Origin of the sequence: Bradyrhizobium sp. IC4059, from assembly GCF_020193615.1 — a bacterium.
GTDB classification, from domain to species: domain Bacteria; phylum Pseudomonadota; class Alphaproteobacteria; order Rhizobiales; family Xanthobacteraceae; genus Bradyrhizobium; species Bradyrhizobium yuanmingense.
Genome location: NZ_JADYVH010000019.1, coordinates 55089 through 72105, shown reverse-complemented (window position 1 = coordinate 72105; position 17017 = coordinate 55089). Strand labels below are relative to the sequence as shown.

Sequence of the window (17017 nt, the reverse complement as noted above, 5' to 3'; positions counted from 1 at the left end):
TCTTGGAAGTAAGAGGGCACGGATAGATGGCGAATATTGCGACGAAACGCGCGGAGCAAAAGGCACGGATCGACAAGTATCCACCCCTTGAAGATGACCCGAAGCCAGGCGAACACGGGATCCTACTAAGCGATCAGATTACATACTTTGCGACTCATCACCATATGATAGAGCCGTTTGACGCCCGGAATCTCAAGCCGGCTGGATACGAGCTCACCGTGGGCGACGAGTACTTTATGTCTGGCGAATTCCTCGATCTGACCGACACCTTGACGATTCTCCCCTTCGAAGTCGCCGTCATAAAGACGGGGGAAATACTGCGACTACCACGGTTCATGATCGCTCGATGGAATATTCGAGTGACGCACGCATACGAGGGTTTGCTGTGGGTTGGGGGCCCTCAGGTGGACCCCGGATATTCGGGTCATCTCTTTTGCCCGATTTACAATCTCTCGGACAAACCGGTCACGCTAAGTCGTGGCGAGACGTTAGCGCTTATGGATTTTCAGAGGACAACTGTTTTCGACAAAAGAAAGACGGAGGAAGAGCTCAAGCGCTATCCGCATCCGCCCCGGCGACTGATCCTCCAAGACTACGATATCCGCGATTTTCAGAGCGCACTGTTCACTCGCGCTGGAAGAAAGATCGAGGAATTCGGCGAAAGCATTCGCAATTTGGAGACACGCTTCATAACGTTCACCCAAATATCGTTTGCGATGTTTGCCATCTTCCTTACTCTCCTTACGATATACACAAAGGTTGGCCTAAACCTGATCGAGACTTCTGCATCACTGGTGGGGTCCGGGCTGGTCGCGCTCTCCGTCATGACCTTCCTCATGGCGGGCTTCACACATCTTCAGTATCGGCTTACTCGTCTCATCCCAGACAGATATGGGGCCATGATGTCGAAACGCGCCATCGAGGCTCGCCGCTTCCTGAGGTTCTACTGGTTGTGGGGCTTCTATGCGATGCTGATCGTCAGCATCGCAATCGGGGCCTTGGTCTATACGGTTGTTGACCCATATTTCGAAATGATTCGAAAAAATGTTGTGGGGGACGCCTCCCATGCTCCTTCGATTCCGGTCCAGCAAATTGAGGGGCGGCTGGTCGCTGCCGAGTCAGCGGCGCAACAAGCAAGAGCGGAAATCGAGAGGCTTAAGTCGGAGGTCGATACTTTGAGGGGGGCAGCGCGAACCGATAGGTAATGAGCTTTGAAACGGGGCTGAAGCTCGTGAGCGGGGCTGACTTGACGAAGTTCGATCTACAGAAATACGCGGCCAATGACGCTGAAGCGGAAGCTCGGGCCGAGCGCTACAAATACGTCGACCCGCTTCAAGACGAGGGCATTCCACCGGCGCTGCTCTCTTCCAATCACTTCATAAAGTACATCAAAGCCACGGCTCTCCTTTATCCCTTCTACGAAGAGGAAGGCCGAATCAAAGCGGCCTCTTACGAGGTAAGGGCAAAAGGAAGTACGATACGGTGGGATTCTGCAGGACAGAAAGTCGTCACCAAGATCGAAGACGGCTCAACGATTTATCTACCCAAGAATTCGATCACATTCGTTCAAATCGAATCGAAGATTCGGCTGCCGCAGTACATTGCGATCCGCTTCAACCTCCGGATTAGTCACGTTCATCGCGGGCTGCTGCTAGGTACCGGGCCTCTTATCGATCCAGAATTCGACGGCGAGATCCTCATTCCGATCCACAATCTAACGGACGAGGATTACTACGTAGCACAGAAAGAGGGTCTAATTTGGGTCGAGTTCACGAAGACATCCGCACCACCAGATGCGACCCGCCCATACCGATTCGAGCGTCGCAAGGCTGGCCTCTCACCTACTGACTATCTTGATCGCGCAAATAAGAACAACCCCATCCGAAGTTCTTTGGAAGGCGTTCTCGTAGAAGCGAGGTCGCGCTCAATACAGGCCGAGAAATCCGCAAGATCTGCTCGGGCATGGGCCAATACGTTAGCTGGATTTGGTATCGCGGGCGCGGCCGTCGCCACGGCCACATTGGTACTCGCGCTTCACTCTTATTTCGGAACGATGACGCAGCTGGCGGACACAGTTCAAGACAAGGCGAGCAGCGCTCTCGCGAAGGTCGAAATGTTGACAAACAGAACCGACGACGATCGCAAGTCGCTCGACGAGGCAAAGAAGGCGATCGAAGAAGCGCGAAAGTCTAGCGACGAATCAAATAAGGTCCTCAATGATTCGAGCAAACAGATCCAATCGCTTCGAGATGAATTGGCCGCTCTTAAAGCTGCGTACACCTCGAAGAATACACCTACGCTCAGAAAGACACCAAAGAATGCAGGACAGATACGTAGGGGACGTGGGCGACTTCAGCAAGTACGGTCTTCTGCGATTACTCTCAACGCAAACTAATCTTCGGTTTGGTATTGTTTGGTATCTCTTCGCAGACGAAAGTCACAATTTTGACGGGCGGCATATAAGCTACCTTCGCAAACCGCGATTTGCGGCACCTGACCCTGTGCTGCATGCAGCATTAGACAGATTGGTACAACGCGGACGGAGAACGGTCAAAGCCGTAGAGAGATCTGGAATACTTCCCTCCGAAACGATCTTCTTTAGGGGCGTCATCTCTGACCCTAAGGGAGGGATCATCACTAAGCGAGGTCGAGCGTCATCCAGAATGCGTTGGCTCAAACATGCGCTCAGATCGACATCATCTGCAGAGCTAGTGTTCCTGGATCCTGACAACGGCATCGAGACGATATCCGTGCAACGGCACTCTCCAAAGAGCGGGAAGTATGTCTACTGGGAGGAATTGTTGCCCTTTTGGGACCGAGGACAGTCGTTGCTCATTTACCATCATTTGAACAGAACTGCGCCAGTATCTCAACAGTCAGCCTTGCTGAAGATGAGATTCGAAGAGCGATTTCCGAACGCAGGCCTTCTGAACTACTTCCTGTTTCGAAAAGGATCCTGCAGACATTTTTGGCTAGTAGCGCAAAAGCACCACGCGGATGTTCTCCGAAGAGCTATAGATTATCTTCAGCGCTCGGATTGGCGCGAATATTTCGAGGTCGGCTGACTCCCACCGAGATCCTCTCGTCGCAGGAGAACGTCAGGGCCCGTTCCGACTAAGTCAACTCGGCGGCCAATTCCGTCTTCGACCTCCTTCAAGAAGTTTAACCCCTGGAAACCCACCCGATGATCATGAACATTTGGATCGACGTAATCGAAGTGATTTAGGACGATTCCCGTCGGGTTGTTAACCGCGATCGCATTGCGCACCAAGCCGGCGTCAAAGGTTCCAACACGCCTGACTTTTCGCGTGGCTGTCGTGAGTTCACGGTAACCTTCGGGCAACTGCGCCTGCCGAGCGATGGTCTGCCAATCGATTTCGCCTGCAAGAGGACCGGAATTGCCTGCCACGCGGATTGGATAAGTACGAATGACGAGGACAATCTCTCTAACGTCAATGGGACTTAGCCCAGCTTCGCCAACAAAAGCGGCTGCGGTGGTGTCCCGGCTGGTCGCATGCGGATAAAAGCCGCCATGCAGCAGCGACAAACCAAAACCTTGCGATCCCTCTATAATAACCCATTCGTTTCGATTTAGAGCCTCTCGCATCAAATCCGTAGTCGAACGAATAAATGGCTTGAGTACCTCGTAATCGCGAGCAAGCTGGGTATCCTTGCTTCGGCTCACCCTACGTAGCAGAGCCGCCCCGGTTCCTGATCCGGTCGAACCGATTCCGCTAACTAGTCCTGATGAACCCTCATTGTCCTTGTCTTCTTGAGAAATGATCGAGGCAAACGGACTGACGGCTACCCGGCCGGCATCCAGCCCTAGCATTTCCACTTCGCGGATGAATATTTCGGGATCGATGATTGCTCCGGGCGGCAACACCGCTATTGAGTTTGGAGCGAGAACCGAGACCGGAAGCTGCCGTAGGGCAAAGATCCGACCCGAGCCATCGACACCGGTGTGCCCTGAGTTCGTCCCGCCTACTCGGACAACAAATGCCGCCCGCTTTTCGCGTGCAGCATGCAAGGCTACTTTTCCTTTGCCCTCGGAGCCGAATTGCCCTCCTACGACAACTGAGAGAGGCATGCCGCGTCCTTCCATATCGCCTCGACGACAACGCCAAGCTCTTCTTCGAGTTCGGCGATCGAGCCATCATTCGTGATAGTCTTATGAGCGAGCTTTTCAAGAAGCTCGATCTTCGACTCGACAGGCTGTCTATCCGCCTCGTTGAATGAGACCGGGCCCTGCTGAGTGTCTTGATACCGCATCTGACGCAAGTGCGTTGAGGCCGAGATGTGGACGTGAAGAAAACTTGCGCCAAAAGTTTCCAATAGAAACGCATGATCCTCAGGAAAGCGTAGGCCATCGATGACAATGAGCCGCTTACCTGCCACTTTTTCGAGCACTTTCTCACAGAGCCAACGTTGCCCTTTGACGCGGTGTATCTCTTCTCCGACCGTCTGCCTAGACTGCCGATCTAATACACCCCCGGCCGAGCGGATCTGATCGTCGATCACCATGCTGAACCGGGAATAGGCAAAGCCCTGCCTTTCAAGTCTCTGGGCCGCCGTGGTCTTGCCGGCACAAATGCGGCCGCTGATCCCGACGACGACAAGCCTTTGATCGTTTGAACTAAGGTCGGGCACGATCAACGCTCCCTCAGTCGGTCCACTTAAGGCCTCGAATTTGCCGGCCAGGAAGAACGATCCGACAAGCGCGGCTGTGATGGCGTCCAGTTCGTCGTGCGATGCACCTGCGCCTTCAAAGCCTTCTATACCAAACTCCGAAAGGCCACGCTCAAGATATTCGATACCCGCGCCCTTTCTGGGAATACCTATAATGTCCTGGGCTGCGCCCGGGTAGCTTTCGATTACCGGAATGCCGTGTTCGCGAATGCGCGCGGCCAGTGACATACCCCGCCGGGTAAGGCCCTGCATGCTGGGAAGCAGGGAGGGATAGACGTTGATCCCTCTGCGCTTGAGCTCCCGCTCGCACCTTCGCATGATGCCGAACTCGGCGCGCGTAGGATCGTCGTCCGAGACAGTCCTACGTCCGAACGGGATGGAGAGCGGTGAATCGATTGAAACTAGATCCGGGCGCGCCTCTACTATCGCCTCGATCATTTCCTGATCGGTGAACTTTGTCGAGATGTGCGCCTCTGATCCAATCAGGAGGCACCACCCTGATCCACGCTTTTCCGAACCTGTGAGATCTATACCTACGATACGAGCGGCTTCGGCTCGCGTACCGCTGAAAATCGATGCGAACGAACGGAAGATCCGCCTTTCGGCCGCTTGCTTCAGCTGGAAAGTAGGCAGCGACTTCTTGAGAGCACGGTTCGCGGACTCGCAAAAATTCGGGAGTCGAAGCCAGAAGTCGGCCTGCACCTGAAGCTTGGCAACAATGCGATCAAGAATGATCATCATCGCAAGCACGTCGCTGCGATTGTACATGATGAGCGACTTCAAGGCCTCATCACTTCCGCGCAGGTGCTCGTGCCAAAGCAGAACCGCGGCCGCGCCGTCAATATCCTCGAGACCTTCTCGCAAACGAACGTCCAGAAGGCGCTCGATATGTTTTTGGCCGCCGGACAAGCCCGCACGTCGTGAAAGGAAACGCAGATCAATGTGGGTTTCTGGCAGCCGGATATAACCGTACTTCTTTCGTAGAAACCGCAGATCGAAGAGCGTGCCGTTGAACGTTACAATCACCTTCGCTGCGGCCAAATCCTCGATCAGGACCTTCGGATCGTCGCCAGCGATTAGCGCCTTGTATTCGCCGTTTACCGCCCATCCGACGATAGTGATCTCGTCATAGAACCAGCTTAGGCCGGTCGTCTCTACGTCCAAGAACAAGACGCGGGCCTCATCGGAAAGAGCGGCGGGAAGCCCTTTGTCCAACGCGATCGATTTGCGCGCGACCGCTCCCTCTCGCGCAGTCGCCGTTCCCAGCTCCACGGTGTCATTCTCGAATAGCGACAACAAGCCACAGCTCCGCTCGCCCCTGCCGGAGGCATCCGCAAATTAGCTTCTATTAATGATTGCAGGAAGTCGTTTTTCCGGTCTTCATTGCGGAGTCGCTCTGACTCCACAGAACACTATGCGGAACCGCCCACCGACATCGCGCCCTCAGGTCACCTCCCATATCGATGCGGAAACACGTAGGTGGCTCGATCGGTATGCAAAGTCGATGAAATTGAACGCATCCGAGCTTGTGCGGCTTCTTATCCAGCGCGAGCGAAAGGGTCGCTGGCTCGAAAAAAGCATGACTCTGTCAGATGAGAACATCGATGCACTGCGAACCTCGAGACCGACCATAGCGGCCCGAACCTTTGCCAAGGGCAGGTCGAAATCCTAAACGAGTCTTTCCCCCGCAATCCTCGCAGTGCGCTGGGATAACTAGGGACGACCGTTTTGCAGCCTGCGCCCATCCGTCGGGCGAACGGCTGCATTTGCAGGTCTACGTGATGTGCCGCAAAGCCGGCGGCCACCATCTGACTCCTTGTGGCGCGCTATCGGTCCTCGCTAGCGCTCTATCGCCCAGAGCCGGCAGGTAAAAACGCTTGTCATTGAAGGACTTCTGCACTGCTGAAAATAGCTGGCGGAGAGGGAGGGATTCGAACCCCCGATAGGCTTGCACCTATGCCGCATTTCGAGTGCGGTGCATTCAACCACTCTGCCACCTCTCCTGAAGGCGCCATATTAGGAGCTGGGCCCCTGTGGTTGGGGGCGTTAATAGGCGAGGATGGCGGGCCAGACAAGGCGCGAAAGAGCAAAATCCGCTGCCTCTTTTGCCCCCGCGCGGCCGCCCCTGGAAGGAACTGCCATGGAGCATCTCACGATCTCGGCCAACGGCGCCGATTTCCACCTGGTCCGCGCCGGACAGGGAAAACCGCTGCTTTTGCTGCATGGTTGGCCCGAATTCTGGCTGACCTGGGAGCCGGTGATATCGAGGCTTTCGGACCGGTTCACGCTTGTCGCGCCTGACCTCCGCGGCTTCGGCGACAGCGACAAGCCAGGTGGACCTTACGGACCGGACGGCCATGCCGCCGATATGCTGGCGCTGATGGACCGGCTCGGCATCGACCGATTCGGCGTCGTCGGCCACGATGTCGGCGGCGCTGTCATGCAGCCGCTGGCCCGGCAGGCGCCCGAGCGGATGGCGGGCCTCTTCTTCTTCGATTTCGTCTATCCCGGGATCGGGCCGCGCATGGCCGCGCCCGATAGGCTCAACCACATCTGGTACCAGTCCTTTCACCAGATGGAGATGGCGCCACAGCTCGTCGGTGCGAGCCGGGAGAGCTGCCGGCTCTACATCAGCCATTTCCTCAAAGGCTGGGCGCACCGGACAAACGCCTTCGACGACGTGCTGGACGCCTTCACGGACAATTTCCTGAAAGCCGGCAACCTCGCCGGCGGCTTTGCGCATTACCGCGCCTCGCATGCCGGGCGCGTGGCGATGATGAAGGGCGAAGCGCCGCCACTTCCGCCGATCGCGGTGCCGACCTGCGTGCGCTGGGCCGAGCACGATCCGCTGTTTCCCTTTGGCTGGACCGACCGGCTGTCCGAGACCTTCAGCGATCTCGACCTCGAGATGTTTCCCGGCGTCGGCCACTTCCCGCATCGGGAAAATCCGGATCGCGCGGCACGCGAGATCGCCGCGTTCTTTGCGCGCATCGGCTGGAGCTGAGGAGAAAAACGGGGTGGGACCGCCAGACGCGGTAAACACTGGCGGTCCCGTGCCGCTTATTGAAATACTGGCCGTGAAGGGCGGCTTCGCCGGCCGAGTGGAAGCGACGATTCGACCCTAGCGTGCGACGGGCGGTCCGCAACGCAATCCGGTCCTTAACCTAACCGGTCAAGGTTACTCCTTGTCCGCTTTACCTTTTTTCTTCCCGTTCTCCGTGGAATCCCGGTCCTTGCCGTTGCCTTCCTTGCGGCGATTGGTGAAGCGCGCATTGCCAAGTCCGGTGCCGATGGTGAGCACGCCCCAGCGGTCAACGTCCTGCATGAACGGTACTTCCGAGAGCCCCTGCACCACGCCGTCATTGTGCATCAGGATCGCGGTGTCATGCTCGCCAATGGCGGGGATGCCCTCGATCAGGCTCGCCGGCAGGTTGAACTTGCTGCTCTCCCAATTGCCCGGCAGATTCTGCGCGCCCTTCTCGATCGAGCCGTCCGGGTTGATCACACCGGGACAGGCGATGCCGATGAACGGCGCGAGCTTGTAGCCTTCGGCCTCGGCCTCCGTGATCAGCCCTTTCAGCATCTTGGTCAGCCGCTTCACCGCGCCTTCGCGCGTCGGCTCGTCGTCGGCGTGACGCCACAGCTCCGCATGCACCACCTTGGCCTTGGACAGATCCTTGGCTTTCTTCCAGCCGGTTTCCACCACGCCGCAGCGGATGTTGGTGCCGCCGATGTCGACGGCGAGAATGCTGTCATGAGCCTCGAAGATCCAGGACGGCGCCAGGTGCAGCGCGCCGATCAGGCCGGCCTCGTCAGGATGATGGCGGATCGGCTGCAGGTCGATCTTGAAGCCCTCGGATTTCAGGATGATCTCGGCGCGGGCGATCACGAGCTCGCCGAGCCTTGAATCGCGAAAGCCGCCGCCGACGACGATGCGCTCGGTCTTGGCCCAGGCCTTGGTCTTGAGGAATCGGCGCGTGACATAAGCGAGCTCCTGGGAGAAATCCTCGATCGCGCTGTGCACCACGGCCGAGGCCTCGGTGTCGTCGCCGATCAGGATGGCGTCCAGCGTCTTCTTGTTGATCTCCTCGGTCGGCACCTTCCCGAACGGGTCCTCCCCCGTCTTGCGCAGCGGCTTGCGCCAGCGCTCGAGCACCTCCCGGAACGCGCCCTTGCTGGCGCGGTCGCCGAGAAAGCCGTCCTCGTCCTTGATCTCGATGTTGAAGCTGTCGACATCGACCGATGGCAGCCGTTCGGCGCCATGCTGGGCAATGCCCGTTGTTTTGACCAATTCGTCTGTTGCCATGAGAGCCCTTGCCCCGCTTTCCTGTTCCGGCCGGGACAACTGCGGGGGAACCCGTTTGTTGCAAAGCCCACCCGAGATTCGGCTGCGCGCTTTCAGCGCGGCCAAAGCCTTCAAATCCGGGCGGTTTTCGCCCAGTTTTCCTTGACTTGGCGCGCTTGGCCGCTATAAGTCCCACAGCCGGCGCGGGGCGTTTCTCGCGCCGCTTGTTTTTGCTTGGGTTTTCAAAGGGATAACTCCCGCCCACGCAGACTCGCATAAACCATAGCGACTGACAAAAAGCCGGCCCGGACGACGCTCGTCCCGAGGCCGGGATTGAACACGGAGAAAGAACGATGTTCGCAGTCATCAAAACCGGCGGCAAGCAATACCGCGTCGTGCCGGATGATGTTCTCGAAGTAGGCAAGATCGAAGGCGAAGTCGGCTCGATCGTGCAGCTGAATGAAGTGCTCGTGGTCGGCGGCGACACGCCGGTGCTGGGCGTCCCGACGGTCGCAGGCGCGTCCGTCGCGGTCGAGGTGCTCGACCACAAGCGCGGACCGAAGGTCATCGCGTTCAAGAAGCGCCGCCGCAAGAACTCGCGCCGCAAGCGCGGCTATCGCGACGAGATCACGGTTCTGCGCATCAGCGAGATTCTGACGGACGGCGCCAAGCCCACCAAGGGCCCGCGTCCGAAGAAGGAAAAGGTGACGAAGGAGCCGGCAGCGGAAGCCGCCGAGTAACGCAAAACCGATCACGCCAATTCACGAATTGATGCGTGCGACGTTTTGAAATGATTCCGTCAAGGAATTGACCTAGAACTACGCAGGATTTCGGAGACGAGCCATGGCTCACAAAAAAGCAGGCGGTTCATCGCGCAACGGTCGCGATTCCAAGGGCAAGCGCCTCGGTATCAAGGCGTTCGGCGGCGAGATCGTCACGCCCGGCAACATCATTGCGCGTCAGCGCGGCACGACCTGGCACCCCGGCCTCAATGTCGGCATGGGTACGGACCACACTCTGTTCGCCAAGATCGAGGGCCGCGTTGCGTTCCAAGCCAAAGCCAACGGCCGCACCTTCGTATCGGTGCTCCCGCTTGCCGAGGCTGCTGAATAGACGGTGGACAAAAACGGAGTCCGCCGGTCCCGACTGAACCGGCGGAGTCCTAGAGATCGCAAGAGATCGAAGGCTCCAAGGGGAGGCGGGAAACCGGCCTCCCCTTTTCTTTGCTCACTTTGTTCTTTGCACTTTGACTTAGTGACTTTCACGGAGCCGGACATGTTGCAGGATTTCTCGAGCGTGACCTTGGCCGAGGCGAGACCAAGCGTCGTCGCCACCGAGCGGCTGACCTTGCGGCGGCCGACGCTGGCCGACGTCAGGACCATCGCCCGGCTCGCCAACGACCGCCGCGTCGCCGAGAACACGCGCCGCCTGCCGCATCCCTATTCGCAGGACGACGCCGCCGAATTCATCCGCGCCACCGCCGAACTCGGCAGCGAGACCGTGTTCCTGATCGAGCACGACAGCGGGCCGGTCGGCATGGTCGGCATCGATTGCTCCAAGCCCGGCAATGCCGAGCTCGGCTACTGGCTCGGCGTCGAGCATTGGGGTCGGGGCTTTGCCACCGAGGCGGCGCGCGGCGCGATCGATTTCTTCTTCGAGGAGTTCGAGGACGAGCATCTCTACGCCGGCGCGCGCGTTACCAATCCGGCCTCGCGCAAGGTGCTGGAGAAGTGCGGCTTCCAGTGGAGCGGCGTGCAGTTGCACCGCTTCCTGGCGCTCGGCTCCTCGACCCCCGTCGACTGCTTCCGCCTGTCGCGCGGCGTGTGGGCCTCGCTGAAGAGCTGGAGCAGTGCGAGGAGGGTGCGGTAGGGCGAGGCGCCGCACTCGCAATTGTCATCCCGGGGCGCGCGTAGCGCGAGCCCGGGATCCATAATCCCGGAGCGCAGTGCGGGGCAAAGCGCCCACTCCGGGTCGTCGTCCAATTGCTCCCTGGGGCTATGGGTCCCGGGCTCGCGCTGCGCGCGCCCCGGGACGACGTCGTGGCTACGCCGGCGGATTGACCTCGTCGCTCTCACGTCCCAAATCGCGCTCCCGAAGATAAATGTAGAACCCGGCGCCGATAATGATCGCGGCGCCGACGAGTGTTGCGATGGATGGGACGTCGCCGAACACGACGAAGCCGAAGATCACCGCCCAGACGATCATCGAATATTGGTAGGGCACCACGACGCTGGCCGGCGCCAGCTTGAGCGAACGGTTGACGCAGAACAGCGCGGTGACCGAAACCAGCCCGGCGGCGGCGAAGATCGCGAGGCTGCCCGGCGTCGGCGGCACCCAGTTGAACACCGACAGCACTGCGCCCAGCGAGAACGTGCCGAGGAATTGCGAGGACGCCATCACGATGTCGGGCGTCTTGCGCAGGCTGCGCGTGATCAGCATCAGGGTCGCGAAAGAAAGACTGCCGCCGAGCGCGATCAGGGCCGGCAGGCTGACGGTCTGCGCCGAGGGGCGCAGCGCGATCAAGACGCCGCAGAAGCCGATCAGGATCGCGGTCCAGCGCCGCCAGCCGACCTTCTCGCCCAGAAAGATTGCCGACATCGCGGTGACGAAGATCGGGCCGGCGAGATAATAGGTGATGACGTCGGCGAGCGGCAGATAGACGGTTGCGAGAAAGAAGGCCGCGACTTCCAGCGTCGACAGCACGACGCGAACCAGCTGCAGGCCCGGCCGCTCCAGATGCAGAAACTGGTGACGCTGCTTCCAGATCAGCGGCGACAGCAGGAGCAGTGCCGCGCAGGCGCGCAGGAATAGCAGCTGCCCCACCGAATAGGTCCCGACCAGGAACTTGCCCATGGCGTCGCCGAACGAGAACATGAAGATCGACAGCACCATGAGCCCGATGCCGGCCAGGCGCGCGGAGCGATCGTCATAGGCGGAGAGATTCTTGAACAGGGGCATGACAACACGCGTTCGGGGGCTCGTCATTGCGAGGAGCCCGCGACAAAATTGCGAAGCAATTTTGCGCTGGTGCGACGAAGCAATCCAGACTGCTTTCGCAGCGGCAGTCTGGATTGCTTCGCTGCGCTCGCAATGACGGGGAGAGAGCGTCAGGAATCGGCTGGTAGAGTCGCTTGCCGTCGTTTTAATGACGTGAGCACCAGGGACAAGCCCACTTCCGCCGAATTGAACGCATTGTCGCACTGCGCGTGGCGCGATACGGATCGCAATCCGAATCCGTGACGATGGTGCAGCGCATGACCGACTTCGATCCCACCCGGCATCGCATGATCCCGACGCAACGCTGGTTTGAGGATTTCGTCGTCGGCGAACGCTTCGTGCTGCCGAGCCGCACCCAAACCTCGGCATTGTTCGCCGCATTCCAGACCGCGAGCGGCGACACCCACCCCGTGCATTACGACGTGGAATATTGCCGCGCCCGCGGCATGCCGCATCTGCTCGCCCACGGCTTCCAGACCCTGATCCACACCGCGCCCGGCGCCGGCCTGTTTCCGTTCATGGTCGAGGACTCCCTGGTCGGCTTCCTCGAGCAGTCGAGCCGGTTCCTCAAGCCGGTGTTCGCCGACGACACCATCTATCCCGCGCTCGAAGTCACCGAGCTGGTGCCGGGGCGCACCACCGGCGTGGTGACGCTGCGCAGCACCGTGTTCAACCAGCGCAAGGAGCTGGTGCTGGACGGCCTGCAGAAATTCCTGATCCGGCGGCGACCGACCGGTTAAGCAAGGGCAGCAGTCGGCGGAATTTCAGCCGGTTTGCGGGTCAATCCGGGTTGCCGCAGGGGGCCGGCTGGCCTACCTATGGCCCATGAAATTCCTTGACGAAGCAAAGGTCTATATCCGCTCCGGTGACGGCGGGAACGGCTGCGTGGCGTTCCGCCGCGAGAAGTTCATCGAATTCGGCGGTCCCTCCGGCGGCAATGGCGGCCGCGGCGGCAATGTCATCATCGAGGTCGCCGACGGCCTCAACACGCTGATCGACTACCGCTACCAGCAGCATTTCAAGGCGCAGAAGGGCGAGAACGGTTCGGGCTCGGACCGCCACGGCGCCAACGGCAAGAACATCGTGCTGAAGGTGCCGGTCGGCACGCAGATCTTCGACGAGGATCGCGAGACCTTGATCCACGACTTCACCAAGGTCGGCGAAAAGTTCGTGCTGGCCGAAGGCGGCAATGGCGGGTTCGGCAATGCGCATTTCAAGTCCTCGACCAACCGCGCGCCGCGCAACGCCAATCCCGGCCAGCCCGGCGAGGAGCGCTGGATCTGGCTGCGGCTGAAGCTGATCGCGGACGCCGGCCTCGTCGGCATGCCCAATGCGGGCAAGTCAACGTTCCTCTCCAAGGTCAGCGCGGCAAAGCCGAAGATCGCCGATTATCCCTTCACCACGCTGCATCCCCAGCTCGGCGTCGTGAACGCCGACGGCCGCGAATTCGTGCTGGCCGACATTCCCGGCCTGATCGAGGGCGCGCATGAAGGCACCGGCCTCGGCGACCGCTTCCTCGGCCATGTCGAGCGCTGCCGCGTGCTCTTGCATCTGGTCGACGCCACCTGCGAGCACGCCGGCAAGGCCTACAAGACCGTGCGCAAGGAGCTCGACGCCTATGGCGGCCAGCTCACCGACAAGATCGAAATCGTCGCGCTGAACAAGATCGACGCGGTCGAGCCGGACGAGCTGAAGAAGCAGAAGGACCGCCTGAAGCGCGCCGCCAAGAAGACGCCGCTGCTGCTCTCCGGCGCGACCGGCCAGGGCGTCAAGGAGGCGTTGCGCGCGCTGGCCGATGTGATCGGCGAAAGCCCGGTCTCCGCCAAGGCCAAGAGCGCGGCCGAAGCGGAGCCGTGGTCGGCTTAAACTCTCTCCCCAACGTCGTCCCCGCGAAGGCGGGGACCCATACCGCGTGATCTATCTGTTGCGAAGGGTCGAAGTACCGAACGACGAGTCTTCGCCAAACGACTCCCTGTGGTTATGGGTCCCCGCCTTCGCGGGGACGACAGCGGAGTCTATCGCTGCGAGCGCGCGCATCACCGGCTTGTCTTCGCGCCCGCGATAGCGCAGCATCAAACAATCAAGAAACGGCAGGGACAACGCATGGCGCGCGCGAAGAACGTTCTCTGGATCATGTGCGACCAGCTTCGCTACGATTATCTCGGCTGCACCGGCCATCCCACGCTGAAGACACCGAACATCGACGCCATGGCCAAGCGCGGCGTGCTGTTCAGCAAGGCGTATGTGCAATCGCCGATCTGCGGCCCGTCGCGGATGTCGTTCTACACCGGGCGCTACATGCGCTCGCACGGCTCGCACTGGAACGGCTGGCCGCTGCGCGTCGGGGAGCCCACGCTCGGCGATCACCTCAACAAGATCGGCGTGCGCAACGTGCTGGTCGGCAAGACCCACATGGCGCCTGATATCGAAGGCATGAAGGCGCTCGGCATCCCGCCGGAATCGATGATCGGCGTGCATGTCGCCGAATGCGGCTTCGAGCCTTACGAGCGCGACGACGGCCTGCATCCGACCGGACGGCCACGCCCGAAATACGACGAATATCTGCGAAAGCAGGGTTTTGAAGCCACCAATCCCTGGGAGCACTGGGCCAATTCCGGCGCTGCCGAGGATGGCAGCTTGCAGAACGGCTGGCTGCTGGTGCACGCCGACAAGGCCGCGCGCGTGCCAGAAGAGCATTCCGAGACGCCCTACATGACGCGGCGCGCGATGGACTTCATCAGCGAGGCGGAAACGGACGGCCGCCCCTGGTGTTTGCATCTGTCCTACATCAAGCCGCACTGGCCCTATATCGCGCCGGAGCCCTATGCCAGCATGTATTCGACGGATGACATGATCCCGGTGATCCGCTCGGAGCGCGAGCGGCAGAATCCGCATCCGGTGTTCGGCGCCTACATGGACATGCGCTATTCCCGCAACATGGCGCGCGACGATGCCCGCGAAAAGGTGATCCCGACCTATATGGGCCTGATCACCCAGATCGACGACCAAATGGGCGTGCTGATGAAGTTTTTAGGTGAGCGCGGCCTGCTCGACACCACCATGATCGTGTTCACCTCCGATCACGGCGACTATCTCGGCGATCACTGGATGGGCGAGAAGGACCTGTTCCACGAGCAATCGGCAAAGATCCCGCTGATCATCATCGATCCTTCGAAAGAGGCCGATGCGACGCGCGGCACGCGCAGCGATGCGCTGGTTGAGGCGATCGATCTCGCGCCGACTTTCGTGGACTATTTCGGGGGCAAGGTGGCGGGCCATATCCTCGAAGGACGTTCGCTGCTGCCGCTGCTGCGCGGCGAGAAGCCGGGCGACTGGCGCAAGGTCGCATTCTCCGAATACGACTATTCCATGCAGGACGTGCGGCTGAAGCTGAACCAGCCGATCGAGCGCTGCCGCCTGTTCATGGTGTTCGACGGGCGCTGGAAATACATCCACGCCTCCGGCTTCCGCCCGATGCTGTACGACCTCGAAACCGATCCGGACGAATATCTGGATCGCGGCGACGATCCGGAATGCGCCGGCATCATCGCGCGGCTCCAGGCCGAGCTGTTCGACTGGGCGCTGCATCCGAACGGCCACATCACCACACCACGCGAGAAGATCGCCGCCTATGCGGATAGTCAGCTCCAGGTGAAGGGTGGGATCTTGATCGGCATCTGGGACGAGCAAGAGCTCGCGGCGATCAAGGACGGCATCGCCCAGCGCGCGAAGATGTGAAGCGGCCTCTCCCCGCTTGCGGGGAGAGGCCGGAATTTGCGAGAGCAAATTCCGGGGGGACTCTCCGCGAGTCCAATTGCCAGCGCTTTCGCGGAGACAGCCCCTCACCCCAACCCTCTCCCCGTAAGAACGGGGGGAGGGAGAAGAGGCAGCCTTCAATTCGTGATCTTGTAGCCCGTCGCCTTCACGATCGGCTGCCACAGCGCGGTGTTCGCGGCGAGCTCCTTGGATAGCGCGTCCGCATTGCTGCCGATCGGAATCAGCCCGATCGCCGTCAACTTCTCCTTCACCTCCGGCTTGGCAAGCGCCGCGCTCGCCGCCGCCCCGAGCTTGCTCGCGAACTCCGGCGGGCTGCCGGCGGGAAGCCACATGCCGTACCAGGCGTCGGCAACGAGATCGATGCCGCTCTCCTTCAGCGTGGGCACGTCAGGCGCGAAGGGTGAACGTTCCGCGCTCGCGACCGCGATGATCTTCACGCCCTTGGCGCGGTGCTGCGGCAGCGCGTCCGCCAGCGTGGTGATCCCGAACGAGATATGAGCGCCGACGAGATCGTTGAGGATCGGCGCGCTGCCGCGATAGGGCACGCGGGTCAGGGGAATACCGAGATCCTTCTCGAGCTTGGAGCCGGTGAAATGCGGAATGGTGCCGTTGCTCGGCACTCCGAACGAGGTCTTGTCCGGATGCGATTTCAGCCACGCTACGAACGCTTTGAAATCGACAGCATCGATGCCCGGGCCGATCACCAGCGCGAATTCAAACCGTGCCAGCAAGGAGACCGGCATGAAATCCCTGGCCGTGTCGAAGCTCGGCGTCGCCTCCACCATTGGCAGCAGATACATGGTCGGCCCTGTCGTCACCAGCACCATGCTGCCGTCGGGGCTCGCGCCTTTCACCGCCTTGATGCCGATCAGGCCGTCGCCGCCGGTGCGGTTCTCGACCACGACGGTCCGCTGCAGCAGCGGAGCCATGTCCTGCGCGAGCAGCCGGCACAGCGTGTCGCCGCCGGCTCCGGCCGCAAACGGGAAGATGATCTTCGTCAGCCCGGCCTGCGCCCGCGCACCACCCGCCTGCGCGAACAGCGGCAGGCCGAGGCATCCGGCCATGAATTTGCGGCGATCCATTCGTTTCCTCTTTCGGCCCGTTTATCGTTGATCGCCATTAGAGCCAGACGGACGGCTGACACAAGGCCGACATGCGTCGTTTACCATCCCGGCTGACTTGCGCCGGTCACCGTCCTGCTGCAAAAGCAGGGCTCATCGGCGCCGCCTGTCGCTCCGCCGTCATTCGCATCCAGCGCCAGCACACAAG

General features: G+C 60.4%; 14 protein-coding genes and 1 tRNA gene. 9 read left to right on the top strand and 6 right to left on the bottom strand.

Annotated features, from left to right (window positions below; translation table 11 throughout):
• The first annotated feature begins 26 nt into the window (after positions 1–26).
• Together I6F12_RS35305 and I6F12_RS35300 are read left to right on the top strand one after the other, a co-directional pair.
• Positions 27–1205 carry a hypothetical protein gene (locus tag I6F12_RS35305; protein ID WP_225158387.1) on the top strand — a complete coding sequence of 393 codons (1179 nt, stop codon included), beginning with the start codon at positions 27–29 and terminating at the stop codon, positions 1203–1205.
• Positions 1205–2395 (top strand): hypothetical protein, encoded by a 1191-nt coding sequence (locus I6F12_RS35300; RefSeq protein WP_225158386.1) that lies wholly within the window; start codon positions 1205–1207, stop codon positions 2393–2395. Before I6F12_RS35305 ends, I6F12_RS35300 begins: the two co-directional genes overlap by 1 nt.
• 630 nt (positions 2396–3025) lie before the next feature.
• Here I6F12_RS35300 and I6F12_RS35295 read toward each other — a convergent pair.
• The 3 genes from I6F12_RS35295 to I6F12_RS35285 form a co-directional block, all read right to left on the bottom strand.
• Positions 3026–4105 carry an adenylosuccinate synthetase gene (locus I6F12_RS35295; RefSeq protein ID WP_225158385.1) on the bottom strand — a complete coding sequence of 360 codons (1080 nt, stop codon included), beginning with the start codon at positions 4103–4105 and terminating at the stop codon, positions 3026–3028.
• The gene (locus I6F12_RS35290) at positions 4069–5988 is read right to left on the bottom strand and encodes a ribonuclease H-like domain-containing protein (RefSeq protein WP_225158384.1); all 1920 of its coding nucleotides are present in this window, start codon (positions 5986–5988) and stop codon (positions 4069–4071) included. The genes I6F12_RS35295 and I6F12_RS35290 overlap by 37 nt, the downstream gene beginning before the upstream one ends.
• Before the next feature lie 614 nt (positions 5989–6602).
• Positions 6603–6692: transfer RNA gene (locus I6F12_RS35285), tRNA-Ser, on the bottom strand.
• A gap of 137 nt (positions 6693–6829) precedes the next feature.
• Here I6F12_RS35285 and I6F12_RS35280 point away from each other — a divergent pair.
• A complete protein-coding gene (locus tag I6F12_RS35280; protein WP_225158383.1) occupies positions 6830–7693 on the top strand; it encodes an alpha/beta hydrolase in 864 nt (287 codons plus the stop codon).
• A 174-nt stretch (positions 7694–7867) separates the two neighbouring features.
• On the opposite strand, the gene I6F12_RS35275 is transcribed toward I6F12_RS35280, so the two are convergent.
• The gene (locus I6F12_RS35275) at positions 7868–8995 is read right to left on the bottom strand and encodes an ROK family protein (RefSeq protein WP_036008710.1); all 1128 of its coding nucleotides are present in this window, start codon (positions 8993–8995) and stop codon (positions 7868–7870) included.
• Positions 8996–9327: 332 nt separating this feature from the next.
• Between I6F12_RS35275 and rplU the strand changes: the two genes are divergently transcribed.
• From rplU to I6F12_RS35260, 3 genes are all read left to right on the top strand, one after another.
• Positions 9328–9714: a 50S ribosomal protein L21 gene (gene rplU, locus I6F12_RS35270; RefSeq protein ID WP_036008712.1), complete on the top strand. Its 387-nt coding sequence runs from the start codon at positions 9328–9330 to the stop codon at positions 9712–9714.
• 103 nt (positions 9715–9817) lie between these two features.
• Positions 9818–10087 carry a 50S ribosomal protein L27 gene (rpmA, locus tag I6F12_RS35265; RefSeq protein ID WP_025032812.1) on the top strand — a complete coding sequence of 90 codons (270 nt, stop codon included), beginning with the start codon at positions 9818–9820 and terminating at the stop codon, positions 10085–10087.
• A 162-nt stretch (positions 10088–10249) separates the two neighbouring features.
• Positions 10250–10843 carry a GNAT family N-acetyltransferase gene (locus tag I6F12_RS35260; protein ID WP_036024657.1) on the top strand — a complete coding sequence of 198 codons (594 nt, stop codon included), beginning with the start codon at positions 10250–10252 and terminating at the stop codon, positions 10841–10843.
• Between the two features lie 174 nt (positions 10844–11017).
• On the opposite strand, the gene I6F12_RS35255 is transcribed toward I6F12_RS35260, so the two are convergent.
• Positions 11018–11932, bottom strand: coding sequence for a DMT family transporter (locus I6F12_RS35255; protein ID WP_225115127.1), 915 nt, complete (start codon positions 11930–11932; stop codon positions 11018–11020).
• 296 nt (positions 11933–12228) lie between these two features.
• Here I6F12_RS35255 and I6F12_RS35250 point away from each other — a divergent pair, with 296 nt between their 5' ends.
• The 3 genes from I6F12_RS35250 to I6F12_RS35240 all read left to right on the top strand — a co-directional run bounded on the left by I6F12_RS35250 (position 12229) and on the right by I6F12_RS35240 (position 15709).
• On the top strand, positions 12229–12711 hold the full coding sequence (locus tag I6F12_RS35250) for a MaoC family dehydratase (RefSeq protein ID WP_225130781.1): 483 nt from the start codon (positions 12229–12231) through the stop codon (positions 12709–12711).
• An 85-nt stretch (positions 12712–12796) separates the two neighbouring features.
• Positions 12797–13837, top strand: coding sequence for a GTPase ObgE (gene obgE, locus I6F12_RS35245; RefSeq protein WP_025032816.1), 1041 nt, complete (start codon positions 12797–12799; stop codon positions 13835–13837).
• Positions 13838–14074: 237 nt separating this feature from the next.
• Complete coding sequence (locus tag I6F12_RS35240; protein WP_225158382.1) at positions 14075–15709, top strand: alkaline phosphatase family protein; 1635 nt, start codon at positions 14075–14077, stop codon at positions 15707–15709.
• A 155-nt stretch (positions 15710–15864) separates the two neighbouring features.
• Here the strand turns inward: I6F12_RS35240 and I6F12_RS35235 are convergent, their stop codons facing one another.
• A complete protein-coding gene (locus I6F12_RS35235; protein ID WP_225158381.1) occupies positions 15865–16830 on the bottom strand; it encodes a Bug family tripartite tricarboxylate transporter substrate binding protein in 966 nt (321 codons plus the stop codon).
• Positions 16831–17017: the final 187 nt, after the last annotated feature.

Coding starts and splice junctions, on each gene's coding strand:
- I6F12_RS35235 (WP_225158381.1), bottom strand. CDS start 16,830: ATGGATCGCCGCAAATTCATGGCCGGATGCCTCGGCCTGCCGCTGTTC.
- I6F12_RS35240 (WP_225158382.1), top strand. CDS start 14,075: ATGGCGCGCGCGAAGAACGTTCTCTGGATCATGTGCGACCAGCTTCGC.
- I6F12_RS35300 (WP_225158386.1), top strand. CDS start 1,205: ATGAGCTTTGAAACGGGGCTGAAGCTCGTGAGCGGGGCTGACTTGACG.
- I6F12_RS35250 (WP_225130781.1), top strand. CDS start 12,229: ATGACCGACTTCGATCCCACCCGGCATCGCATGATCCCGACGCAACGC.
- I6F12_RS35280 (WP_225158383.1), top strand. CDS start 6,830: ATGGAGCATCTCACGATCTCGGCCAACGGCGCCGATTTCCACCTGGTC.
- I6F12_RS35295 (WP_225158385.1), bottom strand. CDS start 4,105: ATGGAAGGACGCGGCATGCCTCTCTCAGTTGTCGTAGGAGGGCAATTC.
- I6F12_RS35275 (WP_036008710.1), bottom strand. CDS start 8,995: ATGGCAACAGACGAATTGGTCAAAACAACGGGCATTGCCCAGCATGGC.
- rplU (WP_036008712.1), top strand. CDS start 9,328: ATGTTCGCAGTCATCAAAACCGGCGGCAAGCAATACCGCGTCGTGCCG.
- I6F12_RS35260 (WP_036024657.1), top strand. CDS start 10,250: ATGTTGCAGGATTTCTCGAGCGTGACCTTGGCCGAGGCGAGACCAAGC.
- rpmA (WP_025032812.1), top strand. CDS start 9,818: ATGGCTCACAAAAAAGCAGGCGGTTCATCGCGCAACGGTCGCGATTCC.
- I6F12_RS35255 (WP_225115127.1), bottom strand. CDS start 11,932: ATGCCCCTGTTCAAGAATCTCTCCGCCTATGACGATCGCTCCGCGCGC.
- I6F12_RS35305 (WP_225158387.1), top strand. CDS start 27: ATGGCGAATATTGCGACGAAACGCGCGGAGCAAAAGGCACGGATCGAC.
- obgE (WP_025032816.1), top strand. CDS start 12,797: ATGAAATTCCTTGACGAAGCAAAGGTCTATATCCGCTCCGGTGACGGC.